Origin of the sequence: Solwaraspora sp. WMMA2065 (assembly GCF_030345075.1) — a bacterium.
GTDB lineage: Bacteria > Actinomycetota > Actinomycetes > Mycobacteriales > Micromonosporaceae > Micromonospora_E.
Genome location: NZ_CP128361.1, coordinates 285,911 through 309,825 on the forward strand (window position 1 = coordinate 285,911; position 23,915 = coordinate 309,825).

Genomic DNA, 23,915 nt, shown 5'->3' on the forward strand with positions numbered 1-23,915 from the left:
GGGGTGGGCTATGAGCGGTCTCCCTGTTGGGGAATCCAGCCCGAGCCGTTGGCAATGGAAGCCACGGACCGGTGCAGCCGGCGGCGGGCGCGCGGGTCGAGGTGGTCGCCGTCGAGCGTCTGGAGCGCGTCGCGGGCGGTGCGCTGGTGTGAACGCGCCGTCTTGGCCAGGGCTTCGGCCGCCCATCGCCGGTGATTCAACGGGCTTCCGGCGTCGGTGATCACCGCGAGCAGGCGGCGTGCGCATGTGCCCGCTTCCGCGAAGTCCATCTCGGGGATCGCGGCCAGCGCCATGAACCGCACGTACGGATGCGTTGCCGGGTTGTCGGCCAGTTGGCGCATCGTCGTCGCGGCGGCTGCGCGGTCCGCCCAGACTCCCGTGCCGCCGAGTGCCCGCGCGGCGGTCAGGATCGTGTACGGCTTGGCGCCCGGCAGTGCCAGCAGCTCTCGCATGCGCATGGACGCCGACGGCTCCCGTGGGCATAGGCGAACGGCCGGCTCCGGACCGTCGGTGCGTAGCACCGCGACAGCTGCTGCCAGGCGATCGTCCGGGGCGGCGTCCAGTACCAGAAGGCGTGCCCGAGTCTCCGCGCGCCGTGGTCCGGGCGCGTCGAGCAAGGTCTGACCGGCGAGCACCCGGAGGTAGCCGGGCGTGCCTGGGTTGTCCAGCAGGTCGTGGAGCACGTCGTGTGCCGGCCGCGCGGCGGCGCCCGATCCGAGGCCTAGCAGGATGGTGGCCGCTCGGATTCGGACGAACGGTGGCAGGTCGGGGTCGGTGGCGATGCTGGTCGCCTCGGTCACCACTCTGTGTACGGTGCCCGGAAGCATCCGAGCCAGTAGGGCGAGCAGCGCGGCCCGGCGCGCCGGGGTGAGCTCCGAACGTTCGAGGATCTCCTCCATCGCCAGGCCAGCGCGAAGTCGCTGAACGGGCGTGCCCGCAGCCAGCGTTTGCACGATCTCGATGACGGTGCCGAAGGGGGTGTCGCTGGCGGTCAGCAGCGCGAGGAGTTCGGTGAGGGGCTCGTCCTGCTCAGGATCGACAGTCACCATGGCCAGTTGGACGGTGGTCCGGGCGGTCCTGTTGTCAGCGGCGGTCAGCATGCTGCGAAGCCGGTCAAGGGTGTCGGCCAGGGTGCCCGGCACCTCGCCTGCTCGCCGCACCAGGGCGGCGCAGCGGTCAGCCAACGACAGCCGCTCGTCACACGACTCCGCGAGGAACGACAGGTCGGCGTGCCGGAGCCCGTGCGGACCGCCGTCTTTGGCCAGGATGGCTCGGGCCTCGCGGCGGCGGCGCCAGGTCTCCTTGTTGTCACCGGTGGCCGTCGCGAGCGCCGCGCCGGCCTCGGCTCTGCTGTGGACGACCTGGTAGAGCAACCGGGCGGCGTCGACCGGGTCGATCGGTGGCGGCACCAGGTCGTCGCCGGGCGGGCGCAGCGCGGCGTGAAGGATCTCTATGGCGGGTATGCGGTGCGCTGGCGACAGGTCGAGTTGCAGTTCCAGAACCTGGGCTCGGTCCTCTGGCGTGGCGGCGGGCTCGTCCAGGATCCGCTGGATGCCGGTCAGCGCTGCGGATTCCTCCTCCGGGAAGGCCATGACGGCGGTGGTGACCGCCGCCGTTGTCGGCGGCCGGGCAGCCAGGGCGGCGCGGACCGCCGTTTCGGCACCGTCGATGCGGGCCAGTCGACGGACGGTCTCGGGCGAGACATAGCCGCCGAGGGGATATCGCCGCGTCAGCGATCGAAGAAGTAGGTCACCGATCGCCCGTTGCACGGCCGTGTCGCGCCCCCACTGCGTGCGGAACAGAATTTCGGCTGTGCGTTGGGCGTCGTAGACGGAAGGAACTTTGGTCCACAGCAGATCGTCTGCCAGCTGCAGTGGGGGAACGTGCCGGTCGTCCCCGTGGCGCAGGAGCACCTGGAGCGCCTGTACCCGGTACTCAATCGGCTCGTACCTGTCGGAGAAGAACGACAGCAGCCCAGCATCGTACCGGCTGGTTCCATTCGTCTCGGTCTGCGCCAACCAGGCAAGAGCGTTGACGCGTTCCACGTTCGGGGCGTAAACGTCGGATGCGGCCAGCTCCAACACCTGAACGGCATCGGCCACCGCCCGGTTCTCCGCCAGCCTGATCGCGATCGAGCGACGATCTTGGAGGTCGTTGGTCCGCTCCGCCAGCATGTCCCGCAACAGTGCCAGCCACTCCGCCGCCCGCTGTGGCGCCCGGTCGATGAGTAGTGGGATCACATCAACCCGGTATGCCGTCTCTATGTGCGGATCTCGTGCATAGGTCTCCAGGACCCCGAGGGCGGAAGCGTGCCGGCTGACCAGACCGCTGTATGCATTGAACAGCTGCCACCGCTGCCAGGGCGGGACATGAACATCGAGAATAGCTTTCGTCGCTGCGGCGCTGTGCAAGGGGTTGTCCATGAGGGCAAGCGCCGCATCGATACGTGCTTGCGCCCGTGTCGACGACCCGATCATCAATCCTTGGAGCAACGACTCGACAACAGGGTCGGGACGATACGCGTGTATGGAGCGCGCCGTGGCGCGCACGGTCTCATCGGGCAGATCGACCTCAGGGCTCGCAAGAAGCTGTTTCAACTGCCGATCGAACTCGGCGGCGACTGGGAGAGAACAGTCGCTGGACAGTGCGATGAGGCTTGTTGTCTCCTTGACGGCCCATGAGCAGCCGGCGGCAGCTCGCAGGACGTCGTCCGCATCGGGCTGAAAACGAGGGTCGAGGTCGACGGCTGAAGCTCGGATGCGGGACACCTCGGCGGTGTCGAGCGTTGATTCGCCGGTCAGCGTTTCGATCGCATCCGCGATCCGATCCCGCAGGTCACGTTCGATCTTCCGCAAAAGCCAATATGGCACGAAACCTCGGGTCGACCTGCCGCTGTCATACAGTGCACGACATATCGCTTCGACCACCTCGGGCCAGTGTTCCTCGCCCACTCGTGCCAGGCTTACGGCAGCCTGCGTGCGAATGTAAGGAATGACGTCGTCACCGGATGACAGGTGGCGCAGGCACCGGATCCCGTCCGGGCGATACTCCGGCCCCAGTTCGGTCAACAGCCGCGCGGCCTGAATGCGATTGTCGTCCTCGATATTCATCTCGGACAGGAAGTACGCGCAGCGACCAGCGATTTCGGCCCGGCAGGTCTGGTCGACGGCGAGCATGGTCTCCGCTGTGTCGGTCAGCTCGTAGACGTTGAGATCCGGTTTGTCGAGGGTGAAGCGAAGCTCGGCGAGGATCAGCTGACGGGATGCGTCGTCCCACTCGGCCAGGGCCTCCGCCGCCACCCGTCGTTCGGATGGTTGCGCGGCGACATCGCCGAGGGTTTCCCGCATGACCTGGAGCGCCCGGTCCCTCGGGTCGCCTTCCCGGTCGATGAGGTGGCTCGCGACGTCGACCCGCTGCGAAATGGTGCCGCTGGCCGTCGTCAGTGCGTCCGCGAGCAGCCCGGCGAGCTCCGCCTCCTGGGTTGAGCCGATGTTCTCCAGGGCGATCACCGAGGTTAGCCGCGCGGTCAGCGAATCGCCCCCGCCTGCCTGGGCCAACAGTTCTGCCTCCAGGGCCGGCCGTCGTGAGCGATCCCGGTCGGCGAGCAGGGCGGCTAGCGCGGCCCACGCCGCCGAGCCAGGCTCCGCGAACTCGAGGTATCGGGCGAGCCAGCCGACGAGGACCGGCGTGACCGGAAATCGGCGTAGTGGGGCGACCAGTTCGACCGCCCCGGGCGGTGAAGCCCCCCACAGCTGGTCGGAAAGCGAGTCCAGGCAGGCGGCGAGCTGCCGGTCGGTGGCCGCAGCACCCTCGGCGACCAGCCGCACCGCGGCGGCCCGGTGGGCGGCCCCGCCGCTGAGCAGCCAGCTCAGCAGGTCCCCGTCCTCTGGATGGAACCTGGTCCACCTGATCAGCACCGCCATCGCGCCCGGCTCGTTGCGGACGGCGAGGTGCAGCGCGCGGCGCCATCCCGTGTCGTCCGCGTCGAAACGGTCCGGCAATTCGGCGGCGAACCGCCGGGCGGCGAAGTGCTCGGCGAACGTCAGGTGGATGAAGTCCGGTCCTGCGTCCCGGCGGCTGAGCAGTCCCGTGCTGAACAGCACCTCGGAGACGAGTTCCGCCATGTCCTCGGGCGGTCTGCCGCTGACCGGACCGGCCTCGCGGCGCAGCCACTCCATCGCGGTCAGGACCAGCGAGCGGCGGCTGCGCACCCGTACCACCGCGAGTTCTTCGACCAGATCGTCCGTGCGGTCGCAGAGCGCGGCGACCAGTTCGGAGTTGTTGCGGTCACCGTCCAGTGCGGCGGTCAGCGCGGTGCGGGCCGAGTTGCGGCGGGCCGCGTTGTGCTGCCGGAGCCAGTGCAGGCAACGCTCGTAGAGGTCGTGGCGGTTGCGCGGCAGGCGGGAGTCGGGATCGTCCGCGTACACGTTGATCGCGATGGTCGCCATCAACGGCACCGCCGCCATTTCGTGCAGGCCGGCTGACGCGACCTGAGACAGGAAGCCAGCGGCCTGGTCGGCGCCCTCCGGCGACGGACCGAACCAGCGGTGGGCGAACTCGGCGAGCATCCGTCGGTCGAACGGCAGCAGTGTGTAGTGGCCGATCGCTCCGGCGCCGAGCATCGCCGTGGCGTGCCCGACCAGCGGCCGGGTCGTGATCAGCAGACGCCACGGCCGATCGGCGGCGGCCGTCCATCCGGACAGCACCGCCATGAAGGTCTCCCGCTCATCGCTCGGGACCTCGTCCAAACCGTCGATCACTATCAGCCACTCGGTGCCGTCGACCGGACCGGCGAGCAGCGCCGGATCGACCGAGTCGCGGGCGGCCATGCCGAGGCCCTGTGACGCGGCCGCCGCCAGTGCTTCCGGCCACTTCCGGCCAGCGTGGGCGGCCAGCGACCGCGCCGTGACCAGCAGTGGCAGTAAAGGCTTAGCGGTCAGCCGACGCCCGTGTTCGTCGGCGTGCAGCCAGGCCCTGGCCAGCTGACGACAGATCTGCGCCGCCGTGGTCGACTTGCCGGTGCCGGGGCCGCCCTCGATCAGCAGATGACGGTGCTGGTCGAAGACCTTTTCCAGCGGCCGGCGCACCGGGATCACCCGGGGGCGCTCGTCGAACGGAAGGAACAGCCGCTCGTCGGCGAAACGGCTCAGCCGACGCCGCCGTTCGTCGGCGCGGCTCTCGGCGGACTGTGGCTGTTCCACCCGCTGCTGAACGTAGACGGTGGACACCTCGTTCCGCCGGTTGCGCAACAGCCGGCTCGGTGACAGGTCGGCGGCGGCCTCGATGTCCTGGAGCAGCCGCCATACGTCGTCGCGCAGCGGACGGCGGCCCCAGGCGGTCCGGTGTCGCCGGGTCCGCACCGGTGACGTAACCGTCCGGCCCTGACGCACAGCGATCACGGCCGCGCCAAAGGCGAGGACCCCGATGAACATCGCGACGACGCTCGCGAGCTGATCGGCGCGCTCCAGGCCGAGGCGGCTGAGGATTACGGCGAGGCCGCCCAGGAAGAGTGCGGTGAGGGCCAGGATCCCGGCGGCGATGAGTCGTCCGGACGAGGGGGTTCGCACTCGGTCATCATCCCAAGCGAACGCACCCATCAGTGTCCGTCACTGAGCAGCAGCGCGGACCGTACGAATGATCCACTCCATCAGCCGTATAGCGGCGGCGGCGATCAGCGACCTTTGTCCTGGCGGCTGCGCGCCAGGAGGTAGCCGGCGTAGGCCGCCAGCGCCACGGCTGCCAACGCCGCAGGCGGGCCGATCAGCGCGCCGGCCCGCTCACGGGAGCCCATCACGGCTCCGAAGGAACGGTCAGCCATCACCGACCAGCGGGACCGCCAGGACAGGGCCGACCCGATCGAGAGCGCGGAGCCGACGGACAGCACCGATCCTGCGGAGCCGACGCTGCCGACGGAGGCGATCGAGCCGACGCTGCCGATGGACAGCACCGAGCCATGGGATCCGATCGACAACAGCGAGTCGGTGGACCACAACGACAGCCATGACGAGCCGGTAGCTTTCATGGGGAGAGTATGCGCCCCCTGCTTTCACAGGTCGTCGGGCAGGACCCGGAACGCCGTGTGCCCGCTCAATGGACGGATGGCCCGAAAATCCCGCCGATCCAGTGTCAACACCGCATCCGTCTCGTACTGCTCGGCAACCACGACATTCACGGCGTCCGTGAGATCCAGGCGCAGTGCCCACGTACCGTGACTGGACGGTGCGGGCTCCGCGCAGCACGGTCGCGGTCACTTCCGGGACCAGGACCCGCAGGTTTCGCTCCTGCCCCAGCAGCCAGTCCTGCACAGCGTGGGCCGTCTCGCGGTCCACGTGCCGAGTGGCTGTGTTGGCCGACGGCTGACGCTGACGGTGACGACGGAACCCCGGCTCCCCCGGGGTTCCGTCGAGCCCTGTCGCGTCGGGAGGTGTGGGCTCACCCGCGACGACATCCGCACCATCAACAGGTGCTGGAGGCTGCCGTCAGCGCGCAATGCCCGGCTGGGGCGAGACCGGTCAGTCGCTGTAGTGGTACCGGGCCTTAATGATCTTCACTTCCTTCTCGTCGGCCCGGTACACGAGGCGGTGTTCGTCATCGATCCGCCGCGACCAGTAGCCGGTCAGGTCGCCTTTCAGTGGCTCCGGCTTGCCGACGCCGGCGAACGGGTCACGCTGGATCTCGCCGATCAGACGGGTGATCCGGCGCGCCTTCTTCCGATCCGAGGCGAGCCAGAAGAGCAGGTCCTCCCATGCGTCGGGATCAAAGTTGACCCCCCTCACTCCTCGCCCCCGGCCATCTCCCGTAGCTCATCCATGGTCCTGGCGATCGAGGGGCCGCCCGCTCGGTCCCGGGCGACGGCCTCCATGAGCCGCCTCGCGTTCGCGGGAGACCGGAGCAGGTACACGGTCTCTTGCCAGGCGTCGTAGTCCTCCGCCGACATGAGCACCACGTCCCCGCTGCGCGAGCTGATGCGTACCGGGTCGTGGTCGTCGTTGACCCGCTCGATGAGGGGGAACAGGCGCTGCCGCGCTTCGCTTGCGCTGATGGACATGGTTGCGCTCCTTCCAGCCAGTACAGGAATACCGTACCATTGTCGTACCTAAAACCTGTACGACTTTGGTCGCTGAATGGCGAAGCGCGCGGCGGATGCCGGGCTGGCGTCGAGGATGCGTACGAGGCGGCGCTTCAGGCACCAAACCCGGCGATAGCGCAGCGTGACGGTTAGCCAACCGGGCGACGTGCTTGCGTCGTCGAGGGTCAGTTGCCGGTGCCGAGGTTGGCCATCATCGCGGCCGGGTAGCGGTCGCCCCGTGCCGAGCCGGCCGGCACGGCCTTCTCGATCTCGGCCAGGTCGTCCGCGGAAAGCACCAGGTGGGCGGCGGGCAGGGCCTCGGTCAATCGATTGCGGGTACGGGCGCCGACGAGCGGGACGATGTCGCCGCCCTGAGCCGCCACCCACGCGATCGCCAGCTGAGCCACGGTGCAGCCCTTCGCCTCGGCCACCCGCCGCAGCGCCTCCACCAGGGCCAGGTTGTGTTCGACGTTGTCACCCGAGAACCGTGGCATCCGGCGGCGGTGGTCACCCGGTCGCGCTTCGACATTCTGCCAGTGGCCCGAGATCAGGCCTCGGCTCAGGACGCCGTACGCGGTCATCCCGACGCCCAGCTCCCGCAGCGTCGGCAGCACATCGGCCTCCACCCCGCGCGAGATCAGCGAGTACTCGATCTGCAGGTCGGCGACCGGGTGCACGGCGTGCGCCCGGCGGATCGTCTCAGCGCCCACCTCGGAAAGTCCCACGTGTCGTACGTACCCGGCTTCGATCATGTCTTTGATCGCACCCATCGTGTCCTCGATCGGCACCTCCGGGTCCAGTCGCGCCGGCCGGTAGATGTTGACGTAGTCGACACCCAGCCGGGTCATCGCGTTGACGAAGACGAGGAGCATGATCCTGATCGGCTGCGAGAAGTCGCGCGGCCGGGTAGGACCCGCGAAGCAGGCGCCAGATGACCCGGCCGGCAGGGCCGCACGAGGTCTGTCTGCAGCCCGACCAGCCTCGATCAGTAGATCAGTTGAGAGGTTTGAATGTATCGATAACTGCCGGTAAGGTCGTGCTTGCATGTCGTTACCGAGATGGGAGCATCTGTGAGCAAGATCAGAAGCATCTTGGTAGGGGGCATCATCGTCGCGTTGGTCGCAGCCGTGCCTGCGCCAGCCTCGGCAGAGCCTGGGAAGTCGGAGGTGTCTGACATCGCGCCGGCGATAGAACCGGCCACAGACGAAGCGCACAAGTACGCCCAGCTCTTCGCTCGCCAGGAGAAACTCAACGATGCGGCTGACGCCATCCGGGTGGCAGCCGGCGACCTGGCTCTGTCGGGTTTCGCTGGTGACCGAGTTGATCCCGCCGCCAACACCCTGACTGTTTACTGGCACGGTGAGCTGACAACGGCGGTCGAGATCGTTATCGCGAAGGTGCGCCGGGCTGGAATTGACGTCGAGGTGCGGGCCGCAGCCTACTCGCTGCACATCCTCGAAAAGGAGGCTGACCGTCTCGCGGGACAACAATTCTCGTCTGGCCGCGTCGTGCTCGTCGGCCCGGCCCCGGACGGCAACAGCCTTGAAGTCGGTGTCACACTGGCCGACGGCGACAGGCGCGCATCTACCGATCTGCGCCAGGTGTCTGACGAGCTAACCGGTAGCGTGAAACTGGACGTGTCGCTCGAGTCGCCCGCCGAATTTACGACCCGGTTCGCGGACACCCAGCCCTACTGGGGTGGCGCGCTCATCCTGAATGGCGGTGCCTGTACCTCAGGCTTCGGTGTACGGGGCAACAACGGCGCAGCCCGCTACCTGCTCACTGCGGCGCATTGCGGTGCTGGGCAATGGCGAACGGGCAACGGCACCGTGATCGGCAACACCCTCTCCAACACGACGGTCGAGTACGACGGCATGCTGATCCTCACCAACGCTGGCTACAGCGTGTACGAGGGCCCATCCTTCGCCAGCGGCGACACCAACACGGGTCGCAACATCAGCGCTGCGTCCACCAACCACGTCGGCAACCTCGTCTGCTCCGGTGGATCCTTCTCCGGCTCCGCCTGCGGCTGGACCGTCCAAGCGCTCAACCAGACCCTCACGCCCATCGGCGGACCCACGATTCGAGGCTTGGTCCGAGCTGAGGGCGCGAACCGCGTCGCCGCTGTCGGCAACGGCGACAGCGGCGGCCCGGTCTATGTGCAGTCCGGCAACAGCGGCACGGCCCGCGGCATCATCAGCCTACGCTCGGCGAACCGCGACGAAATTGTGCCCTGCAGCGGAGTACCCAGCGGAGACATCAACGATCCCAACTCCCGGCAATGCTCGTGGAAGTGGTGGTACGTCGACATCAACGAGCAACTTTCCCGGCTCAGTGTGAACTTCCTCACCCCCTGACATTATCGTTCAGCTACTGGTCGGTCCGGACGGAATTCCGTCCGGACCGACCGAGAAAGGCGCGAACTCAGCCGAGCCCCGTTCCACCACGATTGGCTTCCGATAATGGTCAGATAGTCTCTCCGCCTCACCTGCTGCCCCATCCACCGTCATCACCAGCACAGCTGAGCCGTCGGGCGACGGACCCGCGCCAGAAACAGCGATACCTTCGCTGCGCCAGTACTCCACATCGGCCATGACCTGCTCGGTCAACACCAGCATCTCCTGCTCCGAGAGCCGGGCGTCCGCGAATCGGATGTCGACGTTGGCGAACCGATTCCGGACCACCACGTCGAGATCGCTGCCCGGCTTACGATAGACGGTCATCGTCCCGGCGGGCTCATCCAATATGATACCCGCATACCATCGTGCGTACCTCGTGCGCAGCAAATCCTCTACCTGCTCCGCAGCTTGGTCAGGCCTGGCCCCACCAACGTCGTCTCCCACGGCGCACCCAGTAGCGGCCAGCACCACGGCGACAACCAAGGCCAAGATTCTAGTCTTGCTGGGCACTACGCTTCTCCTCACTACACGAGTACTACCTCTCGCATTCGACGCTGCACGGGCTGCCCGGGTTCCCGTCCTGCTGCATCCCATGGGTCCTCGCATGGGGACGGTGAGCGCGCGGTGGGTCGGCGGATTGAAGCAGGCACAGATTGTCTTTGTCGACCATCACGGTTGGCGCCACGTCGTCGGACACACCCTGGGCTCCCGGGAGCCGGCACGGACACTTCGCTGACGGCCTGAGCCGTCCGGCCGGCGATCGACGTCACCGCAGATCGAGCCGCATGAGCACCCGCGCGAACCCGGCGAGTACCGAGGCGGTGTCGGCTACCTTCACGAAACCGGCGTGCTCGAAGGCCGCGCGGGTACCGACATAGGCCATCGTGAGGTCCACCTTTTCGCCACTGTTGTCGACGGGGTAACCCTCGATCGCTGGCGCGCCGCGCTCGCGGGCGAAGGCGACGGCACCGGCGAGCAGGTGGTGCACGACACCCCGCTTGCGGTGGCCCGGCCGAACCCGGAAGCACCACACGCTCCACACATCGAGATCGTCGATGTGCGGGATCCGCCTGTTGCGCGCGAAGCTCGTTGCGGCTCGCGGGTGCACCGCCGCCCAGCCGACGACCTCGTCGCCGTCGTAGGCGAGTACTCCGGGAGGTGGATCGAGTCCGACGAGTTCGCGCACCCGCTCACCGCGCATCGGTCCGCGCAGCAGCAGGTTTTCCTTCGAGCCGATGCGGTAGCTCAGGCACCAGCACACGTTCGCGTCCGGTCGCTTCGGGCCGACGACAGTCGCGACGTCCTCGAACACCGTCGCCGGGCGGACTTCGATCGTCATGACGCCTACCCTGCCACCGTCCACCGACACACGGCGGTCAGCTGCGGCGCGGTGTCGCTCGGCGGCGCGGCTGCGGCACCGGCGGCACCGGGACGCCGGCGGCCTCCAGCGCCTCCCGCTGACCGCGAGCGGCGAGCCGGTCGGCGCGCTCGTTCTCCACGTGACCGGCGTGGCCCTTCACCCAGTGCCAGACGACCTCGTGGTGACGGGCGACGGCGGCGTCGAGCTCCCGCCACAAATCCTCGTTCTTGACCGGCTCGCCGGCTTTCGTACGCCAGCCGTTGCGTTTCCAGTTCGCCATCCACGACAGGACACCGTTACGGACGTACGTGCTGTCGGTGTACAGGTCGACGGTGGACGCCCGGGTCAGCGCGGCCAGCGCCCGGATCGGGGCGGTGAGTTCCATCCGGTTGTTCGTCGTCGCGCCGGCCTCACCGCCGCACAGTTCCTTCTCGGCCTCGCCGTAGCGCAGCAGGGCGCCCCAACCGCCCGGCCCCGGATTGCCGCTGCACGCGCCGTCGGTCCAGATCTGCACCCGCGTCGTCCTCAGCCCTGCCACCCGGACAACCTACTGGTCGGCTTGACCGCGGTCGTCCCGGCACGGCCGTTCACTCCGGTACCCACCGTTTCGCGACAGCAGGCGGAAGGGCGGAGCGGTACGTCGAGTCGTCAACTCCGTGTCGGCAACCTCAACCCTGCACGTCGAGGTCACGCAGCGCGTACCGCAGGTGCGACCACTCCTCGTCGAGGATCACGTGAAGGCAGTGCAGGACGGACACGTCGTGCTCGGGTGACCACGCGCTCGGTCGGGGCTCGGCGAGCAGGTCCGCCGTGACGGTGGTGAGGAACTCCCGGACCATGGCCTGCCGCTCGGCACGTAGCTGGAGCACCACCGTGAGGGCCGGCTTCTCCGTCGCGAAGATCGACATGTCGAAGCCGTCCAACTCGTACTCGGCGTGGGGCTGGCCGAGCGGGTGGAAGGGCTGAGGCAGGCGCAGGATCGCCTTGCCGAGCCAGGCGTCGGTGGCGAACACGAGGTGGCGAAGCGTCTGCGCGAAGGACCACTCACCGTCGACCGAGACGTCGACGGCACCCTCGGGCAAGGACGGAATACGGTCAACCGCGGCCGCCCACGCCAGTTCGAGTGCCCTCCACGCCGTGCGCAGACCGTCCGGATCCTCGGCCCGCATCAGCTCACGCCCGGGGAACCGCCGGTTGAGTTCGGCCTCGACGAGCGGCACGACGTCGACCCCGTTGACCAGCAGCGCGCCGTCGGCAAGCCACGGCGCGTCGATGTCCAGCCCGCGCACGTCGACGCCGCGCATCACCGCGCCGGCCAGCGTCGACCGGTTGAACCGGGCACCCCGCAGGTCCCGGTCGACGAAGCTTGTGACGTCCTCCCGAGTCATCGCACTCCTCCTGTCCTCTCGGCTCCGGTCCCCCCGGCTCCCGCCGTCGGCGACCGCAGCGAGGCTACCGCCCGGGTACGACGCGGGCTGGCGTCTCTGCGGCGCCGACCGTTGGGCGCAGCGGCAGTCGGAGTGCGAGGCCGACAACGGCCAGGCCGTACCCGAGGAAGACGGGTTGGAGCCAGGAGACCGGACCGATGACGGCGACCTGGACGACGATCCACAGGACCAGTGCGGCCCCGACGACGAGGTGGCCGAGCGGTGCCCACGACCGCCGGCTGACCGCGGCGACCACCACGACGCCGGGCAGGACCCCGTTGACCGCCGCCAGGGCGGCGCCGGCCAGCACCGGAGAGGCAAACGGCAGGTCAGCGGTGACGGGCCCGAGGTCCATGCCGCCGGTGGTCAGCCCAACGGCACCGCCGACCGCGCTGACGGCGAGGAACGTTTCGAGCCCGATGAGAACCCGCTCCCGGCGGAGCAGTCGCCGCCGGTCGGGGAGTCCACGCTCCGGCGCGGCCTGCCCTACCTGCTGACCGGGCGCGACGTCGCGGTCCGGGGTCAGCGCCAGCGAGCGCCGCAGCGACGCGGTCGAGCACAGCCCGACGAGCCCGGCCGCCAGGATGCCGTAGAGCGCCTCGATGATCGACCGCTGCGGCAGCAGGACGACCTCCAGCAGGATCCATCCGCCGAGCGCGATCCCCGACACCCCGGTGGCGGCCCACGACCAGTGCCGGCCGGTCACCCGTTGCACCGGGGCGAGCCAGCGCCACCGTGGTCTGCGCAGCAGCCCGAACGCGCTGACCAGCGAGCCGAGACCGAGACCGGCCCCCAGCACCAGCCCGGGTAGCCGCCAGGTGTCGATCAACGGCAGGTCACGGAGCCATTCCGTACGCACGAATTCGTTGCCGTACGGGTACAGCCACATCTCCACGCCGCCGCCGACCGCCGTGACGCCGACGAAGATCAGCAGGCCGGCCGCCACCCGTACCGTCCACGGGCGGGACCGGATCGGCTCGGGAAGCCCGGTGGTTGAGCCCATACCTCAACAGTGGCCGCCCGGCGCTGCGCCGGCATTGGGCCGAAGGTCCCGGACGGGCCGTTTCGACCGGGTCCCCGGCCCCGGTCCGGCCCGGTCACCGGTTCGGCGGGTACGGCGGGTGCGGCGCGGTCAGGCGCCGGGCAGCCGGGTGGCCCGACCCGGCGCGGCGATCCGCAGATCGGCCTCGATCTTGGCGGCGGTGGCCAGCAGGTGCGGCAGCAGTTCGCGGCGGATCGACTCGACGGTGTTGCGGCTGGCGTGCACCGAGATGTTCACCGCAGCGACCACTTTGCCGGCCCGGTCCCGGATCGGTGCCGCCACCGACCGCAGACCTTCCTCCAACTCCTGGTCGACGATGGCGTAGCCCTGGGCGCGGACCCGGTCCAGCTCCGCCCGCAATGCCGCCATGGTGTGGGCGGTACGGGAGGTGAGCCGGTCCAGCCGGCTGCGCTCCAGCCGGGCGAGCACCTCCTCCTCCGGCAGGTGCGCCAGCAGCACCCGGCCGACCGAGGTGGCGTACGCCGGGAACCGGGTCCCTACGTTGATCGACACCGTCATGATCCGCGAGGTCGGCACCCGGGACACGTAGACGATCGAGTCGCCGTCCAGCACGCACACCGACGACGACTCGTGCACCTGGGCGACCAGCCGTTCCAGGTGCGGCTCGGCCACCTCGGGCAGCGAGATGGCCGACAGGTAGGCGTAGCCCAGCTCCAGCACCCGGGGAGTGAGCGAGAACATCCGTCCGTCGGTGCGGACGTAGCCGAGGTCGACCAGGGTGAGCAGGAACCGGCGGGCGGCGGCGCGGGTCAGGTCGCAGATCCGGGCCACCTCGCTGAGTGTCAACTCAGGATGCTGGGCGTCGAAGGCGCGGATCACGGCCAGGCCGCGTTCCAACGACTGCACGAAGTGAGCTTCCCGCCCGTGCTCGCTCATGGCTCTCCTGTGGTGATGGTCGCAGAACCCTAACCGGGTTCCACCGTGCCCGGATCCACCGGTGGCCCTGCTTCGCTGTCGGAGATCCGACCACCCGGTCCCGGGTTCTCGGCCAGCACCCGCTGGGCCACCGCGTACGCGCTGTTCGCGGCCGGTACGCCCGCGTAGACCGCCGTGTGCAGCAGCACCTCGCTGATCTCCTGTGCGGTCAACCCGTTGCGCAGCGCGGCCCGCACGTGCATCGCCAGCTCGTCGGTGCAGTGCAGGGCGGTCAGTACGGCGAGCGTGACGCAGCTGCGGGTCCGCCGGTCCAGCCCGTCGCGGGTCCAGACGCTGCCCCACGCGTACCGGGTGATGAAGTCCTGGAAGTCGGCGGTGAACTCGGTCGTGTTGGCCACCGCCCGGTCCACGTGCGCGTCGCCGAGGACCGCCCGGCGTACCGCCATCCCGGCGTCATACCTCGGATCCGACGACGACGGTGCGGCCCGAGGGCCGGGCGACGGAGTCGTGGCGTCAACCGGCGGATCGGTCGGCATCGCCGGTCACCTCCTGTCCGGTGAGATGCGTCAGGATCAACTCGGACACCTGATCGGCCTGCTCGACGCTGGCCAGGTGCGCGGCGTCGGCGACGATCTGCAGGGTGGCGTCGGGGATGCCGGCGACGATCGTCTCGCTGTGCGACGGCGGGGTGGCCGGGTCGTCGGCGCCGGCGATCACCAGGGTCGGCGCGGTGATCCTCGGCAGCAGCCCGGTCAAATCCATCTGTCCGATCGCGACGCAGCAGCCGGCGTACCCCTCGGCCGGGGTGGCCGCGATCATCGCGCGGGCGGCGGCGAAGACGTCGGGTCGCCGGGCGGCGAACCCGGGGGTGAACCAGCGGGCCGCGACCGTGTCGGCCACCACGCCGGTGCCTTCGGCCCGCACCGTGGCCGCCCGGTCGGCCCATGCCTGGGCCGGGCCGAGCAGCGCGGAGGTGCAGCAGAGCACCAGCCGGTCGACCCGGGCGGCGGCGTGTCCGGCCAGCCACATCCCGGTCATCCCGCCGAGGGACACCCCGGCCACGTGGACCCGGTCCAGCTCCAGCCGGTCGAGCAGGGCGAGCACGTCGGCCCCGAGATCGTCCAGACTGTACGGACCGGGCGGTACGGGGGAGCGGCCGTGCCCCCGGGTGTCGTAGCGCAGCACCCGCAGCCCGGCACCGGTGAGCACCGGCACCTGCGGATCCCACATCGCCCGGGTGCTGCCCAGCGAGTTGGCCAGCAGCACCACCGGCGCGCCGTCGGGTCCGACGATCTCGTGGTCGACCTCCACCGGGTGGCGGTCGGTGGTCATCAGCGGTCCTCCTGAGTCAGTCGGCTGCGGTGGGCGCGCAGCGCCCGGTCGATCAGTTCGCGGTACGCACCGAGGTAGCCGGCCGGGTCGAGCAACTCGTCCAGCTGGGCCCGGGTGAGCACCGCGCTGACCTGTGGGTCGGCGGCCAGCCGTTCGGCCAGCCCGGCGGCGGGACCGCCGGTGACCGCTACCTTGACGATCTCGTTGGCCCGGTGCCGGCCGAGCTGCCCGGCGAGTGCGCCGCTGACCCGTTCGGCGAGCAGCCCACCGCCGGTCAGGTCGAGGTTGGCCCGCATCCGCACGGCATCGACCCGTAACCCTTCCAGGCAGGTACGTAGCCAGTAGGCGGCCGAGCCGACCGACTCCAGCAGGCTGCGCAGCGCCCGCCACTCGGCGTGCCAGCCGCCGGCCGCCCGTTGGTGCTCCTGGGCCATCGCGGCAAGCAGGGTGGCGACCAGGCCGGGCGCCTGGTCGGCGCAGGCGACGGCGGTGACGGCCGCGACCGGGTTGCGTTTGTGCGGCAGGGTCGACGATCCGCCGGGGCGTTCCTCGGCCAGCTCGGCGACCTCGGTCTGGGCGTGCAGCGTGACGTCGCGGGCGATCTTGCTGATGCTGCCGGCGGTGCCGCCGAGCACGCCGGCCAGCTCGGCCAGCCGGCTCCGGTCGGTGTGCCAGGGCAGCTGCGGGGCGGCCAGGTCGAGCTCGACGGCGAGCCGATTGACCAGAGCCGGGCCGTCGGTGCCGAACGCGGCGAGGGTGCCTGCGGCGCCGCCGAGCTGAACGGCGGGGACCTCGTCCCGGACGGTGCCCAGCCGGCGGGCGGCGGTGTCCAACGCGGTCAGCCAGCCGGCGGCGACCAGTCCGAAGGTGGTCGGCAGTGCCTGCTGCAGCAGGGTCCGGGCGGGCAGCAGGGTGTCCCGGTGTGTGGCGGCCAGCCGGGCGGCGGCCGAGGCGGTCCGCCGTACGTCGTCCAGCATCGGACCCAGCGCCCGGCGGACCACCAGCATTGCGGCCGTGTCCAGGATGTCCTGGCTGGTGGCCCCGGCGTGCACGTACCGGGCGCTGTCCGGCCCGACGGCGGCGCGCAACGCGGCGACCAGCGGCACCACCGGGTTGCCGGCGCCGGTCGCACCCGCGCCGATCGCCGCCGGGTCGAACCGGTGGTCGCGGGCGGTGGCGGTGATCGCCTCGGCGGCGGCCGACGGCACCGACCCGCCGGCCGCCTGGGCGCGGGCCAACGCCGCTTCGGCGTCGAGCATGGCGCGCAGCCAGGCCCGGTCGTCGACGGCGGCCCGGACCCCGCCGGCGGCGAGCAACGGGTCGAACAGACCGACCGGCTCGGGATCGTCGATGGTGGACTCCGGGTCAGACGGCGAAGAAAACGGTTTCATGCTCGCCCTGCAGTCGGATGTCGAACCGGTAGCCGTCCGGCTCGGCGGCCGCGATCACCGTGCCGCGTCGGGCCTGCGGCAGCCCGGCCAGCACCGGGTCGGCGGCGTTCGCGTCGGCCTCGTCCGGGAAGTAGATCCGGGTGACGACGCGGTGCAGCAACCCCCGGGCGAACACCGACACGGCGATGTGCGGGGCCTGCGGCTGTCCGTCCAATCCAGGTACCGGCCCCGGTTTGCGGGTGCGTACCGCCCACCCGCCGGTCCCGTCGGTGGGGCAGCGGCCGAAGCCGCGGAACCCGGCCACCGCGCCGCGCGGATCGTCCGGGTGGTCGAACCGGCCCTGCGGGTCAGCCTGCCAGGTCTCGATCAGACCGTCCGGCACCGGTTCGCCGGCGCCGTCGAGGAGCCGGCCACGCAGCCAGATCGCCGCCGGGTCGGTCTCGTCGACCACGAACGGCCCGTCCGGCCAGGGCAGGCCGATCCCCAGGTACGGTCCGACGGTCTGCGCCGGGGTCAGCCCGGTCTGCTGGTCCCAGTCCGACGCGGTCACGCTGATGGTCATGATTCCTCCATCGGGGTCGCCTCGGTGCCGCGCAGCACGATGTCGAACCGGAAGCCGAGCGCCCATTCCTCGACCGTGTTGGCCAGGTCGAAGCTGGCGATCAGCCGTTGCCGGGCGGCCGGGTCGGGGATCGAGTTGAAGACCGGATCGTAGGGGAACAGCGGGTCGTCGGGGAAGTACATCTGGGTGACCAGTCGCTGGGTGAAGGCCCGGCCGAACAGCGAGAAGTGGATGTGCGCCGGCCGCCACGCGTTGGAGTGGTTGCGCCACGGGTAGGCGCCGGGCTTGATGGTGACGAACCGGTAGCGGCCCATCGAGTCGGTCATCGCCCGGCCGACGCCGGTGAAGTGCGGATCGAGCGGTACGTCGTGCTGGTCGAGCTTGTGCAGGTAGCGCCCGCCGGCGTTGGCCTGCCAGACCTCCACCAGGGTGTCCGGCACCGGTCGGCCGTCGCTGTCGCGGACCTGGCCGTGCACGATGATCCGTTGCCCCTGGGCTTCGCCGTCGCCGCTGCGGCTCAGGTCGGCGTCGGTCGCGCTGACCCGGCCCTCGCCGAGCAGCGGGCCGGTGATCTCGGTGAGCGTCTGCGGGAGCAGCACCGGCGACTGGGCGGGGGCACGCAGCACGGTGGACTTGTAGTCGGGGGAGAGCAGCGGCGGGTGCACGGCGGTGTCGTCGCGTCGGTAGCGCGGCAGGAGCAGCTCGCCGGGGCGGTCGGCCCGTACGGGCGTGGTGTCGGGCATGGCGGTGCCTCCTTGGTCAGCTGTCCCCGCCGGGGTCAGGGGTTCAGCAGCTGGCGCAGGGCGGCCAGCTCCTGCGGGGTGGGTTCGTCGGTGGTCGTCAGGTCGGCGGCGACCTTCAGCGGCCAGCCGGTGGCCGCCACGGCCTGCTCGACACCCACTCCGGGGTGCAGCTGGGTGAGGGTCAGCTCGCAGGTGTCCGGGTCCGGGCGCAGCATGCCGAGGTCGGTGATGACCAGGGTGGGACCCCGGCCGCGCAGGCCGAGGCGTTGCCGGTCGCCGGGGCCCGCGCCGAAGCCGACCGAGGTGACGAAGTCGACCCGGTCGACGAACGTACGCCGACTCTGCGGCACGATGACGATCACCTCGCCGCACGAGGCGGCGATTTCCGGTGCTCCGCCCGCGCCGGGCAGCCGTACCAACGGGTCGGTGTAGTCGTCGCCGATCACCGTGGTGTTGATGTTGGCGTACCGGTCTATCTGCGCGGCACCGAGGAAGCCGACGTCGATCCGGCCGGGCTGCAGCCAGTAGTTGAAGATCTCCGGCACCGACACGACCGTGTCGGCGGTCTCGGCGAGCACCCCGTCGCCGATGGACAGCGGCAGCCGGCCGGGCTTGGCGCCGATGGTGCCGGACTCGTAGACCAGCACCAGGTCGGGGGAGTGGGTCCGCCGGGCCAGGTTGGCTGCGGTGCTGGGCCGGCCGATGCCGACGAAGCAGCGGGCGTCGTCGCGCAGCGCCCGGGCGGCGGCGACGGTCATCATCTCGTCGCGGGTGAACCCCTCGACGGCTTGCGGCTCGTTCATTCCGCACCACCGTACGTCGCGTCGGTCCCCGCCGCGGCCAGGACGTGTTCGTCGAGCCAGCGGGTGAAGGTGTCCCGGTCCCGGCTGATCTCGTCCCACTCCTGGTAGTAGTCGTTGGCCCGGTCGCTGTAGTCCATCGCGTACGACGGGTGCGCCCCGCCGGGCACCTCGGCGACCCGGGTGACCGCCCAGCCGGGCAGCACCACGGCGCCGGGTCGGGGGGTCAGCTCGTCGACGATCTCCTCGACGGTGACCAGGGACCGTGCGGACGCCAGTACGACCTCCTTGTGGACCCCGGTGATGCCCCAGATCTGCACGTTGCCGTGCCGGTCGGCGCGTTGGGCGTGCACGATGCCGACGTCGGGGTTGAGCGCCGGTACGGCGGTGAGCACTTCGCCGGTGAACGGACAGGTGATGGGCGCGATGGTCGGGGTGCGGTCGGCGAGGTCGGTGCCGACGTAGCCGCGGAGTACGGCGAACGGCAGGCCGGCGGCGCCGGCGACGTACCGGTTGGCCATCCCGGCGTGGCTGTGCTCCTCGATCTCCAGCGGACGGGGCCAGCCGCGCTGTACCGCGTCGCGGAACCGGTGCAGCGAACCGACCCCGGGGTTGCCGGCCCAGCTGAAGATCAGCTTTTTGGCGCAGCCGGCGCCGATCAGCTGGTCGTAGACGACGTCCGGGGTCATCCGGATCAGCGTGAGGTCGCGTCGGCCCTGCCGGATGATCTCCTGCCCGGCCGCGGTCGGGATCAGGTGGGTGAATCCCTCCAGGGCGACGCTGTCGCCGTCGTGGACCAGGTCGGCGACACCGTCCGCCAGCGAGGAAATTTCAGCCATGCATCATCCCCGGTGCGTGTGATGAACAAAAGTTCGCTAAGCGAACGGTACGGTCGGGGTCACCGGCGTGTCAACGCGGCTGCTCCAGTCCAGCGGTAGTCCCACGTAGTTCTCCGCCAGGGTGGTCGCCGCCGCGGTGGAGGTCGTCACGTACTCCAACTGGGCCACCTGGAGCCGGTGACTGAACTCGTCGGCGTCGGCGGGCCGGTGCAGCAGCCCGGTCATCCAGGAGGAGAAGTGCTGGACCCGCCAGATCCGGCGTAGGCACCGGGCCGAGTACTCGTCCAGCCCGGTCCCGCGTCCCTGACGGAACCAGGTGGTCAGCGCCTCGGCCAGGAAGCGGACGTCGGCGACCGCCAGGTTCAGCCCTTTCGCGCCGGTCGGCGGTACGATGTGCGCCGCGTCGCCGGCCAGGAACAGCTGGCCGTAGCGCATCGGTTCGGTAACGAAGCTTCGCATCGGGGTCACCCCCTGCTCCAGGATCGGGCCCTCCTGCAGGGTGAAGCCGTCGTTGGTCGCCAGCCGGGTGTGCAGCTCGTCCCAGATCCGCGCGGTCGGCCAGTCGCTCGATTCGGTCCGGTTGGGCACCTGGAGGTAGAGCCGGGTCACCTCGGGGCTGCGCATGCTGTGCAGGGCGAAGCCGCGTTCGTGCTGGGCGTAGATCAGCTCGTGCGCCGAGGGGGCGGCCTGGGCCAGCACCCCGAGCCAGCTGAACGGGTACGTGTGCTCGACGGTGCGTCGGGCCGAGGCGGGGATGCTGCCCCGGGAGACCCCGTGGAAACCGTCACATCCGGCAACCACCAGGCAGTTCAGTTCGCGTATCGTGCCCTCGTGCGCGAACCGGATGACCGGGGCATCGCTGTCGATCCCGGCCAGCTCGACGTCGGTGACATCGAACAGGATCTCGCCGCCGGCTGCCAGCCGGGCGGCGATCAGGTCCTTCACCACCTCCTGCTGACCGTAGACGGTGATCCCTCGACCGCTGGTCAGCGCGGCCAGGTCGATCCGCCGGCTGACGCCTTCGAAGCGCAGCTCAAGGCCGGTGTGCACGAGTCCTTCGCGGCGCATCCGGGCGCCGACGCCGGTGTCGGCGAGCAGTTGCGCCGTGTCGTGTTCGAGCACCCCGGCCCGGACCCGGCTCTCCACGTACGCCCGCCCGCGGGTCTCCAGCACGACCGAGTCGATACCCTCGAGACGCAGCAGGTGGGCGAGCATCAAACCCGCTGGTCCCGCTCCGATGATGCCAACCTGGGTTCGCACGACGCTCCCTCCACCTGCCAGATTGGCAGGGACTCTTCCGATATGTGACATTGACGTGGGCCCTCGCTGGGTCGTACGTTCATCATAAGAACCACCGTTCGGTCAGCGAACACCCCTGACCGGCTCAACCTCGAACCCATCCCCCTGGAGGTCCCATGCGACGGCCCCTCGTCGCCCTCACCCTGGCTGCCGCGCTGCTGGTCACCGCTGCCTGTGGTTCCGACTCGTCCACCGACGAGGCCGGCGGCACCGAAGAGGTCACCGACGTCACCGTCGGCATCATCCCGATCGTCGACGTCGCGCCGATCTACCTCGGTGAGGAGAAAGGCTTCTTCACCAAGCGCGGCATCAACCTGACCATGGAGAGCGGTCAAGGTGGTGCCGCCATCGTCCCCGGCGTGGTCAGTGAGCAGTTCCAGTTCGGCTTCAGCAACGTGACCTCGCTGCTCACCGCGCAGACAGCCGACGTGCCGGTACAGATCGTGGCCAACGGTGTGGCCTCGACCGGCAACCCCGAGGCCGACTTCGGCGGCGTGGTGGTCCGTGGGGACAGCCCGATCCAGACCGCCGCCGACCTGGCGGGCAAGAAGGTCGCGGTGAACACGCTGAAGAACATCGGCGACACCAGCGTCCGCGAGTCGGTACGCAAGGCCGGTGGCAACCCGGACGAGATCGAGTTCGTCGAGATGGCGTTCCCGCAGATGCCGGCCGCCGTCGAGGGCGGCCAGGTCGACGCCGCCTGGATGGTCGAGCCGTCGCTCGCCATCGCCAAGGACGCCGGTGGCCGGGTCGTCGCCTGGAACTTCGTCGACACCGCCCCGAACCTGACCGTCGCGGTCTACTTCACCAGCACCAAGCTCGCCCAGGAGAACCCCGACCTGGTTGCGCGGTTCCAGGAGGCGATGGCCGAGTCGCTGTCCTACGCCAACGCGCACCCCGACGAGGTGCGCACAGTGCTGCGCAGCTACACCGACATCGACCAGGCGATCCTGGACGCGATGACGCTGCCGATGTGGCCGGCCGAGATCAACCGGGCGTCGATCGAGCGGGTCGCCGAGCTCGGTCTCGCCGACGGTGTCTTCGAGTCCGAGCCCGATCTGGACGCGCTGCTGCCGTGACAGCGGTCGACAACACCCCGGTCGGGGCCGGCTCCGCCGGCCCCGACCGGGGCACGTCAGCAACAGCCCACCGGGCCGCACCCAGCCGGCGACGCCGACCACCGACAGCGCTGCTCGGCGTCGCCGGCCTGGCCGGCCTGCTGGTCCTGGTGCAGGTCCTCCCGTCGACCCCGCTCGTCTCGGCGCGCTACCTGCCGCCGGCCACCGAGATCCTCGCCGCCCTGGTCGAGCTGCTCGGCGACGGTGCCTTCTGGTCGGCACTCCGTGACACGCTGACCGGCTGGGCGATCGGCCTGGCCATCGCGGTCACCGCCGGCATCGCGTTCGGCGTGGTCATCGGTTCGGTGCCGGCCCTGCGCGCGGTCACCGCCTCGACCATCGAGTTCCTGCGGCCGATCCCGTCGGTCGCGCTGATCCCGCTCGCCGTGCTGCTCTACGGCACCGGCCTCGAATCCACCCTGCTGTTGGTCGTCTACGCAGCGTTCTGGCAGGTGCTGGTCCAGGTCCTGTACGGCGTACAGGACGTCGACCCGGTCGCCGACGAGACCGCCCGCAGCTACGGCCTCGGCCGGTGGGCCCGAATCCGCCACGTCGTCTGGCCGACCTCGCTGCCGTACGTGATGACCGGTGTGCGGCTCGCCGCCGCCGTCGCCCTGGTGCTGGCGATCACCGCGGAACTGGTCATCGGCGCTCCCGGGCTGGGCAGCCGGATCGCGGTCGCGCAGACCTCCGGCGCCGTTGACCTGATGTACGCCCTGGTGGTGGTCACCGGACTGCTCGGCGTCGGGATCAACCTGATCGCCCGCGCGGTCGAGCGGCGGGCACTGTCCTGGCACCAGTCGATGCGCGGCGAGGTGATCGTGTGAGGGCGGCCGGGGTGCTGAAGCGGGCCGGGCTGGTCGTCGCGTTGCCGGCCGTACTGCTCGCCGTCTGGTGGTTCAGCAGCGCCGGTAGCACCAGCTTCTACGCGCCGCCGCTGAGCAGGATCCTCGGCTCCTTCGCCGAGACCTGGACCGTCGAGCGCCTGCGGGCCGACGTGCTGCCCAGCCTGCTGCGGCTGGCCGCCGGTTACGCGGTGGCGGTGTTCGTCGGCGTCGCGCTCGGCGTACTGGTCGGCAGCATCCGTACCGTGCGGGCCACGCTGGAACCGGTGCTGGAGTTCTTCCGGGCCATCCCGCCGCCGGTGCTGGTGCCGATCATCATGCTCTTCGCCGGCATCGAGAACACCATGAAGATCGTGGTGATCGCGGCCGGCTGCGTCTGGCCGATCCTGCTCAACACCGTCGAGGGCGTGCGCGCCACCGACGAGGTGCTCTCCGACACGGCCCGCTCCTACGGCCTCAACGGCCCGGCCCGGCTGCGGCACCTGGTGCTGCCGGCGGCCAGCCCGCAGATCGCCGCCGGCATGCGCCAGGCACTGTCGATCGGCATCATCCTGATGGTGATCAGCGAGATGTTCGCGGCCAGCAACGGTCTCGGGTTCACCATCGTGCAGTTCCAGCGCACCTTCGCGATCCCGCAGATGTGGACCGGCATCCTGCTGCTCGGTCTGCTCGGCTTCGCCCTGTCGGTGCTCTTCCGCTTCGTCGAGATGCGGGCGTTGGCCTGGTACCACGGCCTGCGCCAGGCACAGCGCGGCACATGATCCGCTGCCCGGCGCGGCCGGCCGACGTGGC

General features: G+C 70.1%; 23 protein-coding genes. 4 read left to right on the top strand and 19 right to left on the bottom strand.

Annotation, left to right across the window (positions count from 1 at the left end):
• Window positions 1-8 precede the first annotated feature (8 nt).
• The 5 genes from O7610_RS01295 to O7610_RS01315 all read right to left on the bottom strand — a co-directional run bounded on the left by O7610_RS01295 (window position 9) and on the right by O7610_RS01315 (window position 7,941).
• Complete coding sequence (locus O7610_RS01295) at window positions 9-5,567, bottom strand: NACHT domain-containing protein (protein ID WP_289212482.1); 5,559 nt, start codon at window positions 5,565-5,567, stop codon at window positions 9-11.
• A 104-nt stretch (window positions 5,568-5,671) separates the two neighbouring features.
• Window positions 5,672-6,022 (bottom strand): hypothetical protein, encoded by a 351-nt coding sequence (locus tag O7610_RS01300; protein WP_289212483.1) that lies wholly within the window; start codon window positions 6,020-6,022, stop codon window positions 5,672-5,674.
• A gap of 490 nt (window positions 6,023-6,512) precedes the next feature.
• Entirely contained in the window at window positions 6,513-6,776 is a 264-nt protein-coding gene (locus O7610_RS01305; RefSeq protein ID WP_289212484.1) for a Txe/YoeB family addiction module toxin, read from the bottom strand.
• Entirely contained in the window at window positions 6,773-7,048 is a 276-nt protein-coding gene (locus O7610_RS01310; protein ID WP_289212485.1) for a type II toxin-antitoxin system Phd/YefM family antitoxin, read from the bottom strand. Before O7610_RS01310 ends, O7610_RS01305 begins: the two co-directional genes overlap by 4 nt.
• A gap of 206 nt (window positions 7,049-7,254) precedes the next feature.
• Window positions 7,255-7,941 (bottom strand): aldo/keto reductase, encoded by a 687-nt coding sequence (locus tag O7610_RS01315; protein WP_289212486.1) that lies wholly within the window; start codon window positions 7,939-7,941, stop codon window positions 7,255-7,257.
• A gap of 294 nt (window positions 7,942-8,235) precedes the next feature.
• Here O7610_RS01315 and O7610_RS01320 point away from each other — a divergent pair, with 294 nt between their 5' ends.
• Window positions 8,236-9,426 (top strand): S1 family peptidase, encoded by a 1,191-nt coding sequence (locus tag O7610_RS01320; protein WP_289212487.1) that lies wholly within the window; start codon window positions 8,236-8,238, stop codon window positions 9,424-9,426.
• A gap of 9 nt (window positions 9,427-9,435) precedes the next feature.
• Here the strand turns inward: O7610_RS01320 and O7610_RS01325 are convergent, their stop codons facing one another.
• The 14 genes from O7610_RS01325 to O7610_RS01390 all read right to left on the bottom strand — a co-directional run bounded on the left by O7610_RS01325 (window position 9,436) and on the right by O7610_RS01390 (window position 21,121).
• A complete protein-coding gene (locus tag O7610_RS01325; RefSeq protein WP_281553941.1) occupies window positions 9,436-9,792 on the bottom strand; it encodes a hypothetical protein in 357 nt (118 codons plus the stop codon).
• A 442-nt stretch (window positions 9,793-10,234) separates the two neighbouring features.
• A complete protein-coding gene (locus O7610_RS01330; RefSeq protein WP_281553942.1) occupies window positions 10,235-10,837 on the bottom strand; it encodes a GNAT family N-acetyltransferase in 603 nt (200 codons plus the stop codon).
• 7 nt (window positions 10,838-10,844) lie between these two features.
• Window positions 10,845-11,342 carry a ribonuclease HI gene (gene rnhA, locus O7610_RS01335; RefSeq protein WP_281553943.1) on the bottom strand — a complete coding sequence of 166 codons (498 nt, stop codon included), beginning with the start codon at window positions 11,340-11,342 and terminating at the stop codon, window positions 10,845-10,847.
• 154 nt (window positions 11,343-11,496) lie between these two features.
• Window positions 11,497-12,216, bottom strand: coding sequence for a DinB family protein (locus O7610_RS01340; protein ID WP_281553944.1), 720 nt, complete (start codon window positions 12,214-12,216; stop codon window positions 11,497-11,499).
• 64 nt (window positions 12,217-12,280) lie between these two features.
• A complete protein-coding gene (locus O7610_RS01345) occupies window positions 12,281-13,258 on the bottom strand; it encodes a hypothetical protein (protein WP_289212488.1) in 978 nt (325 codons plus the stop codon).
• A 129-nt stretch (window positions 13,259-13,387) separates the two neighbouring features.
• Window positions 13,388-14,194 carry an IclR family transcriptional regulator domain-containing protein gene (locus tag O7610_RS01350; protein ID WP_289212489.1) on the bottom strand — a complete coding sequence of 269 codons (807 nt, stop codon included), beginning with the start codon at window positions 14,192-14,194 and terminating at the stop codon, window positions 13,388-13,390.
• Between the two features lie 29 nt (window positions 14,195-14,223).
• Window positions 14,224-14,730, bottom strand: coding sequence for a 4-carboxymuconolactone decarboxylase (gene pcaC / locus O7610_RS01355; protein ID WP_289212490.1), 507 nt, complete (start codon window positions 14,728-14,730; stop codon window positions 14,224-14,226).
• Window positions 14,708-15,526, bottom strand: coding sequence for a 3-oxoadipate enol-lactonase (pcaD, locus tag O7610_RS01360; protein ID WP_289212491.1), 819 nt, complete (start codon window positions 15,524-15,526; stop codon window positions 14,708-14,710). The genes pcaC and pcaD overlap by 23 nt, the downstream gene beginning before the upstream one ends.
• A complete protein-coding gene (gene pcaB, locus O7610_RS01365) occupies window positions 15,526-16,917 on the bottom strand; it encodes a 3-carboxy-cis,cis-muconate cycloisomerase (protein WP_289212492.1) in 1,392 nt (463 codons plus the stop codon). The genes pcaD and pcaB overlap by 1 nt, the downstream gene beginning before the upstream one ends.
• Entirely contained in the window at window positions 16,892-17,479 is a 588-nt protein-coding gene (pcaG, locus tag O7610_RS01370) for a protocatechuate 3,4-dioxygenase subunit alpha (RefSeq protein WP_289212493.1), read from the bottom strand. Before pcaG ends, pcaB begins: the two co-directional genes overlap by 26 nt.
• A complete protein-coding gene (gene pcaH / locus O7610_RS01375) occupies window positions 17,476-18,222 on the bottom strand; it encodes a protocatechuate 3,4-dioxygenase subunit beta (protein WP_289212494.1) in 747 nt (248 codons plus the stop codon). The genes pcaG and pcaH overlap by 4 nt, the downstream gene beginning before the upstream one ends.
• Window positions 18,223-18,257: 35 nt before the next feature.
• A complete protein-coding gene (locus O7610_RS01380) occupies window positions 18,258-19,025 on the bottom strand; it encodes a CoA-transferase subunit beta (protein WP_281553952.1) in 768 nt (255 codons plus the stop codon).
• The gene (locus tag O7610_RS01385) at window positions 19,022-19,861 is read right to left on the bottom strand and encodes a CoA transferase subunit A (RefSeq protein WP_289212495.1); all 840 of its coding nucleotides are present in this window, start codon (window positions 19,859-19,861) and stop codon (window positions 19,022-19,024) included. The genes O7610_RS01380 and O7610_RS01385 overlap by 4 nt, the downstream gene beginning before the upstream one ends.
• Window positions 19,862-19,897: 36 nt before the next feature.
• The gene (locus O7610_RS01390) at window positions 19,898-21,121 is read right to left on the bottom strand and encodes a 4-hydroxybenzoate 3-monooxygenase (protein WP_289212496.1); all 1,224 of its coding nucleotides are present in this window, start codon (window positions 21,119-21,121) and stop codon (window positions 19,898-19,900) included.
• 155 nt (window positions 21,122-21,276) lie between these two features.
• On the opposite strand from O7610_RS01390, the gene O7610_RS01395 reads away from it, so the two are divergent.
• Genes O7610_RS01395 through O7610_RS01405 form a run of 3 tightly spaced genes read left to right on the top strand, consistent with a single transcriptional unit; the run spans window position 21,277 to window position 23,884 of the window.
• The gene (locus O7610_RS01395; RefSeq protein WP_281553955.1) at window positions 21,277-22,239 is read left to right on the top strand and encodes an ABC transporter substrate-binding protein; all 963 of its coding nucleotides are present in this window, start codon (window positions 21,277-21,279) and stop codon (window positions 22,237-22,239) included.
• Window positions 22,236-23,105: an ABC transporter permease gene (locus O7610_RS01400; protein WP_289212497.1), complete on the top strand. Its 870-nt coding sequence runs from the start codon at window positions 22,236-22,238 to the stop codon at window positions 23,103-23,105. Before O7610_RS01395 ends, O7610_RS01400 begins: the two co-directional genes overlap by 4 nt.
• On the top strand, window positions 23,102-23,884 hold the full coding sequence (locus tag O7610_RS01405; RefSeq protein ID WP_281553957.1) for an ABC transporter permease: 783 nt from the start codon (window positions 23,102-23,104) through the stop codon (window positions 23,882-23,884). The genes O7610_RS01400 and O7610_RS01405 overlap by 4 nt, the downstream gene beginning before the upstream one ends.
• Window positions 23,885-23,915 lie beyond the last annotated feature (31 nt).